A 14,980-nucleotide genomic window follows, 5' to 3' on the forward strand; every position below is an offset into this window, starting at 1 on the left:
TCACCGCCTGTATGCGCAAATACCTGACCAGGCTCAATGCCATGAAGCGTGACAACGCACCTTGGGCAGCCGGTATAGCCGAAGGCGCTCAAGACAGTTGACTCCTACAAACAGCCAAACAGCGGACGCTACTTCAGCTGCGAGGGTGATGTGCCGTATTGGCGCTTGAACGCGGCGCTGAAGCTGCTGGTGTGCGCATAGCCGGCGATGGTGGCAGCTACATCCACGGGAACGCGCTGGCGCAGCAGTGCCTGGCGGGCGCGTTCCAGCCGTAGCTCGCGCTGGTAGTTGGCGATGCTTTGGCCATGGCAATGCTGGAAGCCACGCTGCAGGTCCACCGCATTGGTGCCGAGCTGGCGCGCCATCTGCGCGATGCTCAGTGTGTCGGCCTCTCCACTGTGCAACCACTGCTGCAGGCGGGTGACGCAGCGCTGCAGGCGCGCACCCAAAGGCTTCTCGCTGCCTTCGCTGGCCAGTGTCTGCAGCACGTCCGCCGCCAGTTCCAGGGCAAAGCTCTCCTGCTGCAGGCGGCGCAGCAATGGCAGCGAACCGGTCTTGTTCTCCAGCAGTTGCGTCGCCCGCTGCAACAACGGCGCCGGCGGCCGCCATGCATGGTTGTCGGCATGGCCATTACAAACGCGTGCCAATCGGGCACTGCCACGGGAATCGGCCTGCAACTGCCGTTGCAACCAGTCATCGCTGAGGTGCAGGCTGACCTTGCCTTCGTGTCGTCCAGCCTGCCAATGCCGCTGGAAGCTGTCCTCCTCGCGCAGGTGGACCAGCATGGTCGGCATGCGCCGATGGTTACCCTCCAGCCGCAAGCGATGCGTGCCGATGGCAACGTCGGCCTCGCCATCCACCAGGAAGCCGGCGGTGATGCCCGGTGCCAGACGGTTGTGGCTGCAGCCGCCCACCATGTCGCGGCTGCGGCTCAGGTAGAGCGACACGCCATCGTCCAGCGCGTGCACCTGCTGCCAGCCGGCCAGCACCGGTGTGGCGTCGGCCATGCCGGCATTGAAATCAACCTGCCCGCCCAGCGCGTGGGCTGCGGTCATCAGTTCGGCGCAGGTGAAAACCTGCATGCAGGGCATCCCGGAATGTGGTCCTGCCTAAATTTTCCTTCGCTGCGCCTAAACTTTCAATGGTATTGATAACTATTCTTATTTGAGGGGTCACGTATGGACGGCCCTGCCCCGTATTCAGTGAAGGTCAGTGGCAATGGGTTTGACGATCAAGCAGGCGGCCGTGGTCCGCGCCGTCTTCCACGATGCGGTCAGCGCGGACGAGATCCGCCACTGGCTGCAGCGCGTGGAAGCGTTGATCGTGGCCGCCACACCGTTCTACTTCATCGCCAGCACCGTGCCCGGTGCCAGCTTCAGCGAGGATTACCGCGCCATCCAGGCGCTCTGGTACAAGCAGCACAAACCCGCTTTCCGCGTTTACTGCAAGGGTCTGGTGCGCATCGCCAGCAGCGCGGGCGAGCAGCAGCGGCTGGATACGCCGGCCCTGCATGCGGCCTGGGGCGTGCCCTATTACGTCACCACCGACGCCGCCGATGGCATGCGCTGGATCGGCCAACAGCTGGAGCAGGCCGATGCGCACTGAACACGGCGCTGCCTCCCGTTTCGGCCTGGGCGTGATCGTGGTGCTGTACATGGCCCATGCGCTGCCGCTGTATTTCTACAACGTGGCGGTACCCGCCATCCTGCGCAGCCAGGGCGTGGACCTGCGCTGGATCGGCATGTTGTCGCTGCTGTACCTGCCGTGGGCGTTCAAGTTCCTGTGGGCGCCGCTGGTGGACCGTTGGCATCTGGCGGCCCTGGGCCGTCGCCGCAGCTGGTTGTGGCTGACCCAGTTGTTGTTGCTGGTCGGCATCCTGGTATTGGCCTTCACCGGCCTGGACCATGGCCTGACCGTGTTCGTGCTGGTCGGCATGTGGATCTCCACCATCGCCGCCACCCAGGACATCGCCATCGATGGCTATACGGTGGAAGCATTGGCACCGGCCGAGCACCGCCTCGGCAGCATGGCGCAGAGCGTGGGCGTGGCGCTGGGCAGCATGGTCGGCGGCGCAGGTGTGCTGTGGCTGTACGAAACCCGCGGCTGGAACGTGGCCCTGCTCAGCCTGGCGGCGATGAGTGCCCTGACCCTGTTCGCCGTGCAGCAGATCAACGAGGTGCCACGGCCAGCGGCCAGCCAGCGGCCGAGTGTGCTGCGTGCGCTGCGCCGGCCCGAGCTGCGCTGGGCGCTGCTGCTGATCGTCCTGTATCGCATGGTGGAAGCACCGGCGATGGCGATGGTCAATCCGCTGCTGGTCGACCAGAAGTGGAGCCTGACCGAGATCGGCCTGCTGATCTCGGTGGGCGGTGCCGGCGTTGGCATGTTGGCTGCGGTGGGCGCGGCCTGGCTACTCAAGCAGCGCAGCGCCGAACAGCTGCTGATGCACGCCGGTTGGTGGCGCACGCTGCTGTATGTGCTGCTGGCCGCCTTGCTGTACAGCGGAGTGCTTGCCTCATCGCAGTTTGGGCTTGGCGCGCTGGTGATCGCCCTGCTCGCCCTGCGCTATGTCGCCATGACCAGCCTGTATGCCTTGTTCATGCGGATCAGCTCGCGCGAGCAGGCCGGCACCGACTTCACATTGCTGGTGTGCTTCGAACTGCTGATCTATTTCATCGGTGGTGCCTTGTCCGGCTTCCTCGCCAAGGGCCTGGGTTACCCCGCTTATTACGTGGCGCTGGTGATCGTCTCCGCGCTTGGGTTGCTGTTGTGCCAGCCCCTGCTGCGCCGCTTCGCGCCCTCTCCTTCTTCTCCCTGATACGTTCCGAGGACACCATGCGGCATACCGCAGCAACGCTTCCGCTCGCCCTGCTGAGCCTGGCCATCAGTGGCCAGCTGGCAGCACAGGCCAACACCACCAGCGGCACCCGCCAGCTGGATGCCGTCAGCGTCACCGCCGTGCGCGGCGCACGCAGCGTGGCCGAGATCGCCGGCACCGTGTACGCCATCGAGCGTGAGCAGATCGCCCAGCAGACCGCTGCCGGTCGCAGCACCGCCGACATCCTCGGCCAGCTGGTGCCGTCACTGGCCCCGGCCAGCGGCACCACCAGCAACTACGGCATGACCATGCGTGGCCGCAGCGTGCAGGTGATGATCGATGGTGTGCCGCTGACCGGCGCACGCGACGGCTCGCGCCAGCTCAACAGCATCTCGCCGACGATGATCGAGCGCATCGAGGTGATCTCCGGTGCCACCGCGCTATACGGCGCCGGTGCCAGCGGCGGCATCATCAACATCATCACCCTGCAGCCGGGTGATGTGCCGGTGCAGCTGGCCAGCCAGCTCGGCCTGCGCACGCCCTCGGATGTATCCAGCGACAACCTGGCCTGGAACGCCGCGCAGACCATGACCGTGCGTGGTGACACCTTCAGCGGTGCCTTCGGTATCGCCTATGGCCGCCAGGGTGCATCGCTGGACGCGCATGGCCGCCGCATCGGCCCGGAGATCGCCCAGACCGACCGCCAGGACACCGAGACCAAGGAACTCAACGCGCGCCTTGAATGGGCGTTTAGCCCGGCCCAGCAGCTCAGCGTGGGCCTGCGTTGGTATGACGACCAGCAGGACAGCGACTACGGCCCGGACTACGGCCCGCGCCTGGCAGTGCTGTTCAATCCCGCCTACCAGCCCAGCCACAATGCCGTCGATGGCCTGCAGTTGAACGCACAGCCGCGCACCCGCCACCAGGGCGTCAATGCGCAATACCGCAACCGCGATGTGTTCGGCGGCCAGGAGCTGAGCGTGGAAGCCTATTACCGCAATGAGCAGGGCCGCTGGTTCCCGTCGGTATCGACGCTGGTGCATCCGGCGCTGCCCGGCGGCTATGCCTATGTGGCCATGCAGTCCAATACCGACATCGACGTCTGGGGCCTGCGCAGTGCCCTGCACAAGGGCTTCGATATCGGCGGGCGCAGCCTGCAGCTGTCCTACGGCGTTGACCATGAGCGCGAAGAGGACAGCCAGCGCGGCCAGATGTACGACATCAACCGCTTCATCGCCAGCAACGGCCTGAACTACGTGCCGACCGCGCAGTACGCGATGGGCCCGGATGTGCGCGTGGACACCACCGGCCTGTTCCTGCAGGCCGACCATGCACTGAGCGAACGCTTCAGCGTGCAGGCCGGCGTGCGCCACCAGATCCTGCGCAACAACGTGGACGATTCACTGCCCTACACCGAGGCGATCACTGCCGACGCGGTGGCCGGCTATCAGCCGCAGCTGCTGGCCGGTGGCCGCGTGCGGCATTCGCAGACGCTGTTCAATGCCGGCGTGGTCTACAAGTTCAGCGATGCGCAGCAGTTGTTCGCCAACTTCTCGCAGGGCTTCAGCCTGCCCGATACGCAGCGCATGCTGCGTGACGTGCCAGCCAACTTCGTCATCGACAGCCGCAATATCGGCCCGATCAAGGTCGACAACTACGAGCTGGGCTGGCGCTTGAACAACACGCAGCTGCAGAGTGCGGTGACCGCGTTCTACAACCGCTCGGACAAGACCGTGCAGTTCAACCGCAACTACAGCGTGTCAGTGGCCGACACCGACGAGCGCGTCTACGGCGTGGAAGCCAACCTGCGCTACACGCCTACCGCGCAGCTGGAGCTGGGTGCCAGCGTGGCCAGCACCCATGGCCAGTACCGTGATGCCGCCGGCCAATGGCGCGAACTCAACGCGTTCCGCGTATCGCCGTTGAAGGCTGGCGTGCATGGGCAATGGCGCTTTGCCAACGATAGTCTTCTGCGCCTGCAAGGCCAGGCCGTCGGTGGCACTGATGATGCGTGGCGTGATGCGCAGCTGGCCTCGGTCAGCCCAAGCATCCGCGCAACACCGGCGGCGAAAATCCGTGGCTATGCGGTGTTCGATCTGATTGGTGAATTGCCGCTGGCTGGCGGGCGCTTCAGTGTTGGGGTCTACAACCTGGCGGACCGCGACTACAAGACGGTGTATGGCCAGCAGGCGGAAGCGACCTACGGCAAGCTGTCGAGCGTACCGGCGCAGGGGCGGACGTTCGGGGTTGGGTATCGGATCGAATACTGAGGCTGTTGCTTTCGCTTGAAGCCCCTCTCCTGCGGGAGAGGGGTTGGGGTGAGGGTTGGGGCGAAGCCCGCGCGATACTTTTCACGAGGCTTCGCTCTTACCCTCATCCGCCCCGTTGGGGCACCTTCTCCCAGCGGGAGAGGGAGGCGGCCCGTTACCGCTTGGCCGCCAAGATCCGCGTCAACAAATCCGCCGTCCCTTCAATCCGCCGCAGATGCGGATACCGCAGTCCCTCGCGGTAATCGATGCGCACGGTACGGAAGCTGTCCGCCTGGCGCACGATCAACTCGATCGGCGTGCCGTTCTGCTTGCCATCAATCAGCGCCTGCTTGATACGCCCACCGCTGTAGGCCAGGCCATTTACCGCAACAATCGTCACGTCCTTGGCCAAGCCTGCCTTGAATGCAGGGCTGTCCCAACCCACGGCCTGCAGCACGCCATCACTGCCGATCTTCAAACCCAGCGAATACTGCAGGTCGGTAGCGCCATCGGCCTCGCCATCGGCAACCACCAGATTCGGCTGGTCGTCGAAGTACAGCTCCCAGCCCGCAGCGGCCAAACCATCCGGCGCCTTGCCATCGCGGGCATCCAGGCGGCTGCCGATGAAGGCATCCCAGTCGCCGGGCTGCACTGCTTCCAGGCCCCGCATCACATCGGCGCGGTCATACAGGCGAATCTCACCCTGCTTTCCGCCCTGGTGGAAGCGCTTGGCGAAATCGTCCAGCGTGACTTTTCCTTTCGACAGGCTGCGCAGGCGTGCATCCACGCCCAGCCATAGCAGCGTGCTCTCGTTATAGAACTCGAACGCTCGCTGCCAGTCGGCCCATGCCTGCGGCTTGGAATTGAAGTCGAGGATGCCCTGGTGCACGGTGTCGTGCAGGTCGCGCCATTGCCGGCCCGGCTGTGTTGCGTAGTTGGCCTGCAGCTGTGCCAGCATCGCCATCGCGTAGTCCGGCTTCCAAAGCCCTGAGCGCGCAGCCAACACTACCGCCCAGTACTGTGTCTGGCCTTCGTACATCCACAACTCGTCGTTGTGCATCGGCGCGTTGTAATGCGGCACCCAGGTCGGGCGTGGACGCCATGCCTTGCCTACCCAGGCGTGGGCGTATTCGTGTGGCAGCAGGTCGTTGTCGAGGAAGGGCCGCTCGCCGCGCAGATAGCCGTCGTGCATGCCGTTCTCGCTGCTCTGCGCATGTTCAAGACCGATGCCGCTGAACACGTCGGATACCGCCAGCAGGAAGTTGTAGCGCGTGTATGGGCGCGAACCGAATACCGCATCGGCCTCGTGCACCAGCGCGCGATGCGCATCCAGCACCCTGGCATCGGCCTGCAGGCCCTGCGGGTTCTCGCCGACCACGTCCAGCCACACCGGTTGTTTGGATGTTTCGTCCAGCGCGAAGCGCTTGAAGTACTGGCCGGCGAATACCGGCGAATCAATCAAGGTCATCAGCGACACCGGTGCGTACTGCTCATTGCCGCCGCTGCGCTGTGCAATATCCAGCGCGGTGCCGCTCTGCCAGCCGTCGGGCAAACGCAGGCTGGGTTTGACCTGGATGCCGCGCGCGTCATAGCCGGCCGGGTACAACAGCACCCGGTGCCATTGCAGGTCGAGCATGTTCGGCGTCATCGCCACCCGGCCCTGATCGCTGGCGGTCGGTGACAGGTACTGGAACTCGATATCCAGCACGCCGACGCCTTCCGGCACCTGCAGCTTGAACGCATACATGTCGCCGGAATCGCGCGTCCATTGCAGCACCTGGCCGTTGCCGCGGATGACCAGCCCGGCCATCTGGTTGATCGGGCCAGTTGGCGCGTGATTGCCTGGTATCCACTGCGGATACCACAGGGTCAGCGCACCGGTCGATACCGGAATGCGCTGGTGCACGCGCTGGATACGGCGCTGTATGTCGCTGGCATCCACCTCCAGCTCGATCACGCCTGGATAGCTTGTCTGCACCTGCATCGCCGCTGCCCGCGCGTCCAACGGCTGCGCCTGCGCACATGCCAGCGGAGCAAGGCCCAGCACCATCGCCACCAACCACTTACGTCCCTGCATCACGCCCCGCCCCTTGCCTGAAGTCTTCGCATCCTAGCCCGCCCGGCTCCAAACCGGCATCCGTCGCCATACCAGGCAGCGGTTGTTGGCCGGCATCGCCACGTCCTCGCGCAGCTCGAGCTGCTGCGCGCGCGCCAAGGCATCGACGGCCTCGAAATCGCGGATGCCAGAGCGCGGGTCCCGCGCCTTCAGCCAGCCGTCGAAGTTGCGGTTGCTATCGCTGGTGAAGGCGCCGTTGTAGTTGAACGGGCCATAGGCGATGAACAACGCATCTGGCGCCATCAGCGACGGTAGCCCGGCGAACAGCGCCTGCACCTCCTCCCAGCCCATGATGTGCAGGGTGTTGGCAGTGAATACGGCATCGAAGCCGGCCACGCCGTCATGCACCGGCAGCGGTGGCAAGGGCTGCGGGCCTTCGCCAATCACTGCCTGCAGTTCCAGCGGCGCAGGCGTATTCGGCAGCGCCGCCTCGTCCAGCCATTGGCGCATCCCGGGCAGATAGTCGCGGTGATCGCTGGCCTGCCAACGCAGCCATGGCATCGCAGCGGCAAAGTGCACGGCATGCTGGCCGGTGCCGCTGCCGATCTCCAACACAGTGCGGGCCTGGTCCAGGTGCTGCTGCAGCACCTGCAGGATGGGCGCGCTGTTGCGCTCGCAGGATTCGGAGTACGGCTTGCTGGTCATGGTTCTGGGCCTCGGGATACGAAGCAGATTGTGCCGCAGTGCCTGTTTGGCGCCATGCATGACCATGGTCACTTGTGCGTGAACCCCCGCGCCACCGAGATTCAAGGGTCTTGTGCGATGCGCAGCATCGCTGGCTCTGGAGTTCCGCCCCTCATGCAACGCCGCCAGTTTCTTTCGCTCTCCGGCCTCGGCCTCGCCGGCTTCATGCTGCCCAATGCACAGCTGATTGCCGCCGAAGAACTGTTGGCCCCGGCCGATGTGGCCAAGAAGAAGCTGCTGGCCGACACCGTGCTGGCGCTGGCCAAGCAGGGCGGTGCCAGTTACTGCGACGTGCGCATCGGCCGCTACCTCAACCAGGCCATCGTCACCCGCGAAGACAAGGTGCAGAACGTCACCAACAGCGAGTCGGCCGGTGTCGGCATCCGCGTGATCGTCAATGGTGCCTGGGGCTTTGCCGCCAGCAACCAGTCCACCGCGCAGGGCGTAGCGGCCGCGGTGGCACAGGCGATTGCAATTGCCCGCGCCAACGCGAAGATCCAGACCAAGCCGGTGCAGCTGGCACCCACGCCGGGCGTGGGCGAGGTGCAGTGGAAGACGCCGATCCGCCAGAACGCGATGGCGGTACCGGTCAAGGACAAGGTGGATCTGCTGCTGTCGATCAATGCGGCGGCGATCAATGCCGGCGCCAACTTCATCAACTCGCAGCTGTTCCTGGTCAACGAGCAGAAGTACTTCGCCTCCAGCGACGGCTCGTGGATCGACCAGGACGTGCACCGCATCTGGCTGCCTTTCACCGCCACCGCCATCGACAAGGCCAGCGGCAAGTTCCGCACCCGCGCCGGGCTGTCGGCGCCTGCCGGCATGGGCTGGGAATTCCTCGACGGCAACGCCGCCGACAAGCACCAGCTGCCCGGCGGCGTGGTGGCCTACGGTCATTCCTATGATCCGGTGGAAGATGCCATCGCCGCCGCCAGACAGGCGCGCGCCAAGCTCACCGCGCCATCGGTGAAGCCGGGCAAGTACGACCTTGTGCTGGACCCGTCCAACCTGTTCCTGACCATCCACGAGAATGTCGGCCATCCGCTGGAGCTGGACCGCGTGCTGGGATACGAAGCCAACTACGCCGGCACCAGCTTCGCCACGCTGGACAAGCGCGAGGCCGGTTTCCGCTGGGGCAGCGACATCGTCAACTTCACCGCCGACAAGACCGTGCCTTACAGCTTGGGCGCGGTGGGTTACGACGATGAAGGTGTGAAGACCAAGCAGTGGGATCTGGTCAAGGACGGCATCCTGGTCAACTACCAGGCCACCCGCGACGAGGTGCATATCCTTGGTGAGACCGCCTCGCATGGCTGCAGCTATGCCGACTCGTGGAAGAGCGTGCAGTTCCAGCGCATGGCCAATGTGTCGCTGGCGCCGGGCAAGACGCCGCTGACCCCAGCGCAGATGATCAAGGACGTAGAGAACGGCATCTACATCCACGGCCGTGGTTCGTATTCCATCGACCAGCAGCGCTACAACGCGCAGTTTGGTGGGCAGCTCTGCTACCAGATCAAGAACGGTGAGATCGCCGGCATGGTCGAGGATGCGGCCTACCAGATCCGCACGCCGGAGTTCTGGAATGCCTGCAGCACGATCTGCGATGAACGCGACTTCCGCATGGGCGGTTCCTTCTTTGACGGCAAGGGCCAGCCAGGGCAGGTATCAGCGGTGTCACACGGTTCGGCGACGACCCGCTTTGATGGAGTGAACATCATCAATACGGCGCGGTCGTTGGGGTAAGGCTCGAAGCAGGGGCAGGAGCTTGCCCTCACCCCAACCCCTCTCCCGCCTAGCGGGAAAGGGGCTTTCAAAGCAAAGCAACCGCTACCGCTACCGCCAAAGTCAAAGCAAGAGCGAGAGCCAGAGCAAACCCCACCCCAACCCTCCCCTTCGCTGCGCGAAAGGGAGGGAGCGGTCCGTGCAATCGCGGAACTGCTTACGACCTTTGCTTGTGCCCCCTCCCTTTCGCGCAGCGAAGGGGAGGGTTGGGGAGGGGTGAGCTGTTCGCAGAAACCCCAAATAAATCGCCAGTCCATGCCTAAAGTCACTACCGCTGCAAACACCTGACCGCAAAAATCGAACAGTTCGCAGAACACCGCGAAGCCACCGTCGTTTGTTGCCGTAGCGCCCGCCTCGCGGGCCTTGCCCCGTGGAGAGCAGCCTTGCAGAGACGTGACTTCCTAGCCCTTACCGGGCTTACCGCTGGCGGCCTGATGGTGCCGTCCTTCTTCGGCAAGGCCATCGCCGCCGAACAACTGTTGACCGTGCTCGATCCGGCCATCAAGAAGCGCCTGGCCGATGACGCGCTCAATGCCGCACGCGCCGCCGGTGCCACATATTGCGATGTACGCATCGGCCGCTACCTGCGCCAGTTCGTGATCACCCGCGAGGACAAGGTCCAGAACGTGGTGAACACCGAGTCCACCGGCACCGGCATCCGCGTCATCGTCAACGGCGCCTGGGGCTTTGCCGCCACCAATGACCTGAGCCCGGCCGGCGTGGTCAAGGCCGCGCAGCAGGCCGCCGCCATCGCCAAGGCCAATGCCAAGGTGCAGACCGCGCCGGTGCAGTTCGCCAAGGCACCCGGTTACGGCGAGGTCAGCTGGCGTACGCCGATCAAGAAGAACGCGATGGAAGTGCCGATCAAGGACAAGGCCGATCTGCTGCTGGGCGTGAACGCCGCCGCCATCGGCGCCGGCGCCAGCTTCGTCAACTCCATGCTGTTCCTGGTCAACGAGCAGAAGTACTTCGCTTCCACCGACGGCTCCTACATCGACCAGGACGTGCACCGCATCTGGGCACCGATGACGGTCACCGCCATCGACAAGGCCAGCGGCAAGTTCCGCACCCGCGCCGGTCTGTCCTCGCCGATGGGCCTGGGCTACGAATACCTGGATGGCGACGCCTCCGGCAAGACCGTGCTGCCCAACGGCGTCACTGTCTACGGCCAGTCCTATGACATGCGCGAAGACGCCATCGCCGCCGCCAAGCAGACGCAGGAAAAGCTCAAGGCACCGTCGGTCAAGCCGGGCAAGTACGACCTGGTCCTGGACCCGTCGCACACCTGGCTGACCATCCACGAAGCCGTCGGCCATCCGCTGGAACTGGACCGCGTGCTCGGCTACGAAGCCAACTACGCCGGCACCAGCTTCGCCACCCTGGACAAGCGCGAGCAGCGCTTCCAGTACGGCAGCGACAAGGTCAACATCTTCGCTGACAAGACCCAACCGGGCTCGCTCGGCGCGGTCGCCTACGACGACGAAGGCGTGAAGACCAAGCGTTGGCCGCTGATCAGCGACGGCAAGCTGGTCGACTACCAGACCATCCGTGACCAGGCGCATATCCTCGGCAAGACCGAGTCCGATGGCTGCTGCTACGCCGACTCCTGGTCCAGCGTGCAGTTCCAGCGCATGGCCAATGTGTCGCTGGCGCCGGGCAAGACCCCGTTGTCGGTGGCCGACATGATCAAGAACGTCGAGAACGGCATCTACATCATCGGTGACGGTTCGTTCTCCATCGACCAGCAGCGTTACAACGCGCAGTTCGGTGGCCAGCTGTTCTATGAAATCAAGAACGGCCAGATCACCCGCATGCTCGAGGACGTGGCCTACCAGATCCGCACGCCGGAGTTCTGGAACGCCTGCAGCGCCATCGCCGACGAACGCGACTACCGCCTGGGCGGCTCGTTCTTCGACGGCAAGGGCCAGCCGGGCCAGGTCTCGGCCGTGTCGCACGGCTCGTCCACCGCCCGTTTCGACGGCATCAACGTCATCAATACCGCGCGCAGCCTCGGCTGATCGTCAAGGAGCTTCTGAACCATGAGCATCTTCACCGAACAGGAAGCCAAGGCCATCCTGGACAAGGTCATCGCGCTGTCCAAGGCCGATGAATGCACCGCCACGCTGGCCGGCTCGGTCGACGGCAACATCCGTTTCGCGCTGAACAACGTCTCCACCAGTGGCATCGTCAGCAACGCCGAACTGGCCGTGCAGGTTGCCTTCGGCAAGCGCGTCGGCACCGCCTCGATCAATGAGTTCGACGACGCCTCGCTGGAGCGCGTTGTGCGCCGTGCCGAGGATCTGGCCAAACTGGCACCGGAGAACCCGGAGTTCATGCCGGCCATCGGCAAGCAGCAATACCGCTCAAGCCCGACCTTCAGCGAATCGACCGCGGCAATCACCCCGGAGTTCCGCGCCCAGGTGGCCGCTGACTCCATCACCCCCTGCCGTGGCCACGGCCTGATCGCCGCCGGCTTCCTGGAAGACGGCAATGGCTTCGTCGCCATCGCCAACAGCAATGGCAACTTCGGTTACCAGAAGACCACCAACTTCAACTACACCTGCACCGTGCGTACCGAAGACGGCCGCGGCTCGGGTTGGGTTGGCCGCAATCTCGCCAACGCTGCCGACTTCAAAGCCGACCAGGACATCGAGATCGCCAAGCGCAAGGCCACCGAATCGGCCGAAGCCAAGGCACTGGAGCCGGGCAAGTACACGGTGATCCTGGAGCCGGCGGCCGCTGCTGGCCTGATCAGCTTCATGATGAATTTCTTCAACGCTCGCTCGGCCGATGAAGGCCGCAGCTTCCTGTCCAAGAAGGGCGGCGGCAACAAGCTGGGCGAGCAGGTCTACGACAGCAAGGTCAACCTGTTCGCCGACCCGTGGCATCCGGACGCAGCGGTGCTGCCGTGGGATGGCGAGGGCTTGCCGCGCGAACGCGTTGCCATCATCGAGGACGGCAAGGTCGCCAATCTGGATTACTCGCGCTACTGGGCACAGAAGCAGGGCAAAACGGCCAAGGCCAGCGCCGGCAACCTGCTGATGAGCGGCGGCACCAAGTCGATCGCCGAACTGGTGCGTGGCACCGAGAAGGGCATCCTGGTCACCCGCACCTGGTACATCCGCATGGTCGACCCGCAGACCGTGCTGCTGACCGGCCTGACCCGCGACGGTACGTTCTACATCGAGAACGGCCAGATCAAGCACCCGGTGAAGAATTTCCGCTTCAACGAATCGCCGGTGATCATGCTCAACAACATCGACGAGCTGGGCAAGCCGGTGCGTGTGGCTGGTGATGAGTCCAGCTTCGTGATGATGATCCCGCCGATGAAGCTGCGTGACTTTACGTTTACCTCGTTGTCGGATGCGGTGTAAGGGCTTTTAGCTTTGGCTTTTAGCTTTGGCTTTTAGCTTTGGCTTTTAGCTTTGGCTTTTAGCTTTGGCTTTTTGCTTTAGCAGTTGCAGTTGCTTCATCCCTTCTCCCGCCTGCGGGAGAAGGTGCCCCGAAAGGGGCGGATGAGGGAGCTTTTGCTCTACGTGCTTCAAGAGCGCCCTCACCCCAACCCCTCTCCCGCACGCGGGAGAGGGGCTCGAGTACTTCGAGATTTTCGCCCTTGTCCCCACCCTGTCTGACGCGAGCGCAATTCCTTCACCTGCTGCTGGGCGGCGCGGTGAGCGCCGCCTTGCCGGGCATCGCAAGCGCGCAGGCCAGCCGCTACGACTTCTGGTTCACCCGCCTGCGCTACGACTCCGGTGACTGGGACGTGGACGCGCGCATGCCGTCCAACCTGATCACCTCGCTGGTCGATTACACAACGCTGCGCGTGGACCCCAAGGAACACGTCATCGCGCTGTCCGACCCGAAGATGCTGGCCGCACCGTTCTGCTATCTCGCCGGCCACAAGCTGGTCGAGTTCAATCCGGAAGAGCGCCGCAACTTCGAGCGCTATGTGCGCAACGGCGGCTTCGTCTTCGTCGATGACTGCAACCACGACATCGACGGCCTGTTCGCCACCTCCTTCGAAGCACAGATGCGCAGCATCTTCGGCGCCAACGCAATGAAGAAACTGCCCAACACCCACGCCATCTACAACAGCTTCTTCAAGTTCCCCGAGGGCCCACCGGCCACCGGCTTCGAGCTCAATGGCTGGGGCGATGACCTGGTCCACGACTACCTCAAGGGCATCGAGATCGATGGCCGGCTGGGCGTGCTCTACAGCAACAAGGACTACGGTTGCGAATGGGACTACGACTGGCGCAACAAACGCTTCCTGGCCGAAGACAACACCAAGTTCGGCGTGAACATCGTGATGTACGCACTGACGCATTGACCCCACAGGTGACCGCATGACTGCCCCCGATCTGGACTCCTTGCTGCCGCGCTTGAACGAGCTGCGCAGCGCGCTCGCACAGGCCGTGGTTGGCCAGCACGAGGTTGTCGAACAATTGCTGATCGGCCTGTTGGCCGGCGGCCACTGCCTGCTGGAAGGTGCGCCTGGCCTCGGCAAGACGCTGCTGGTGCGCTCGCTCGGCCAGGCGCTTGAATTGCAGTTCCGCCGCGTGCAGTTCACCCCCGACCTGATGCCCAGCGACATCCTCGGCACCGAGCTGCTGGAAGAAGACCATGGCACCGGCAAGCGCGCGTTCCGCTTCCAGCAGGGCCCGATCTTCACCAACCTGCTGCTGGCCGACGAACTCAACCGCACCCCGCCCAAGACCCAGGCAGCCCTGCTGGAAGCGATGCAGGAGCGCACCGTCAGCTATGCCGGTACGACCTACGCCCTGCCCTCGCCGTTCTTCGTGCTGGCCACGCAGAACCCGATCGAGCAGGCAGGTACCTATCCGCTACCGGAAGCCCAGCTGGACCGCTTCCTGCTGCATGTACACGTCGACTACCCGAGCGAAACCGAAGAACGCGACATCCTCGCCCAGACCACCGGCAGCCACAGCGGCGCCGTGCCCAAGGTGATGGACGCCGAAGCAGTGAAGGCACTGCAGGCCGCCGTGCGTGAAGTGCATATCAGCCCCGACCTGCTGAGCTGGATCACCCGCTTGGTCCGCGCCAGCCGCCCTGGCGACGGCGCACCTGCCGAAGTGAACAACTGGATCAAATGGGGCGCCGGTCCGCGTGCCGGGCAGTCGTTGGTGCTGGCGGCAAAGGCACGCGCCCTGCTGCAGGGCCGCTTCGCCGCCACCCGCGAGGATGTGCAGGCGTTGGCGGCACCGGTGATGCGTCATCGCCTGCTGCTGTCGTTCGCCGCCGAGGCCGAGCACAAGAGTGCCGATGACGTGATCGCCGCGCTGCTGCGCGCGGTGCCGTTCCCGGCCTGATCGA

11 protein-coding genes are annotated in these 14,980 nt (G+C 64.5%); 8 read left to right on the forward strand and 3 right to left on the reverse strand.

Annotation, left to right across the window (positions count from 1 at the left end):
• Positions 1-128: 128 nt before the first annotated feature.
• A complete protein-coding gene (locus tag ACVOMF_RS12085; protein WP_481509507.1) occupies positions 129-1,082 on the reverse strand; it encodes a helix-turn-helix domain-containing protein in 954 nt (317 codons plus the stop codon).
• A 136-nt stretch (positions 1,083-1,218) separates the two neighbouring features.
• Between ACVOMF_RS12085 and ACVOMF_RS12090 the strand changes: the two genes are divergently transcribed.
• From ACVOMF_RS12090 to ACVOMF_RS12100, 3 genes are read left to right on the forward strand one after another with little or no spacing between them, the layout of a single operon-like run.
• Positions 1,219-1,605 carry a hypothetical protein gene (locus ACVOMF_RS12090; RefSeq protein ID WP_481509508.1) on the forward strand — a complete coding sequence of 129 codons (387 nt, stop codon included), beginning with the start codon at positions 1,219-1,221 and terminating at the stop codon, positions 1,603-1,605.
• Complete coding sequence (locus tag ACVOMF_RS12095; protein ID WP_481509509.1) at positions 1,595-2,815, forward strand: MFS transporter; 1,221 nt, start codon at positions 1,595-1,597, stop codon at positions 2,813-2,815. The genes ACVOMF_RS12090 and ACVOMF_RS12095 overlap by 11 nt, the downstream gene beginning before the upstream one ends.
• 17 nt (positions 2,816-2,832) lie before the next feature.
• Positions 2,833-5,085, forward strand: coding sequence for a TonB-dependent receptor (locus ACVOMF_RS12100; protein ID WP_481509510.1), 2,253 nt, complete (start codon positions 2,833-2,835; stop codon positions 5,083-5,085).
• A gap of 154 nt (positions 5,086-5,239) precedes the next feature.
• Here ACVOMF_RS12100 and ACVOMF_RS12105 read toward each other — a convergent pair whose 3' ends face one another.
• Together ACVOMF_RS12105 and ACVOMF_RS12110 are read right to left on the reverse strand one after the other, a co-directional pair.
• Complete coding sequence (locus tag ACVOMF_RS12105; protein ID WP_481509511.1) at positions 5,240-7,141, reverse strand: M61 family metallopeptidase; 1,902 nt, start codon at positions 7,139-7,141, stop codon at positions 5,240-5,242.
• 33 nt (positions 7,142-7,174) lie between these two features.
• Complete coding sequence (locus ACVOMF_RS12110) at positions 7,175-7,825, reverse strand: DUF938 domain-containing protein (protein WP_481509512.1); 651 nt, start codon at positions 7,823-7,825, stop codon at positions 7,175-7,177.
• A 153-nt stretch (positions 7,826-7,978) separates the two neighbouring features.
• On the opposite strand from ACVOMF_RS12110, the gene ACVOMF_RS12115 reads away from it, so the two are divergent.
• The 5 genes from ACVOMF_RS12115 (at position 7,979) to ACVOMF_RS12135 (ending at position 14,976) form a co-directional block, all read left to right on the forward strand.
• Positions 7,979-9,607, forward strand: coding sequence for a TldD/PmbA family protein (locus tag ACVOMF_RS12115; RefSeq protein WP_481509513.1), 1,629 nt, complete (start codon positions 7,979-7,981; stop codon positions 9,605-9,607).
• Positions 9,608-10,029: 422 nt separating this feature from the next.
• Positions 10,030-11,664, forward strand: coding sequence for a TldD/PmbA family protein (locus ACVOMF_RS12120; protein WP_481509514.1), 1,635 nt, complete (start codon positions 10,030-10,032; stop codon positions 11,662-11,664).
• A 21-nt stretch (positions 11,665-11,685) separates the two neighbouring features.
• The gene (locus ACVOMF_RS12125) at positions 11,686-13,020 is read left to right on the forward strand and encodes a TldD/PmbA family protein (RefSeq protein WP_481509515.1); all 1,335 of its coding nucleotides are present in this window, start codon (positions 11,686-11,688) and stop codon (positions 13,018-13,020) included.
• A gap of 254 nt (positions 13,021-13,274) precedes the next feature.
• On the forward strand, positions 13,275-13,976 hold the full coding sequence (locus ACVOMF_RS12130) for a DUF4159 domain-containing protein (protein ID WP_481509529.1): 702 nt from the start codon (positions 13,275-13,277) through the stop codon (positions 13,974-13,976).
• A gap of 16 nt (positions 13,977-13,992) precedes the next feature.
• The gene (locus ACVOMF_RS12135; RefSeq protein ID WP_481509516.1) at positions 13,993-14,976 is read left to right on the forward strand and encodes an AAA family ATPase; all 984 of its coding nucleotides are present in this window, start codon (positions 13,993-13,995) and stop codon (positions 14,974-14,976) included.
• The last annotated feature ends 4 nt before the right edge of the window (positions 14,977-14,980 follow it).

This window comes from Stenotrophomonas sp. STEN022, assembly GCF_056760155.1.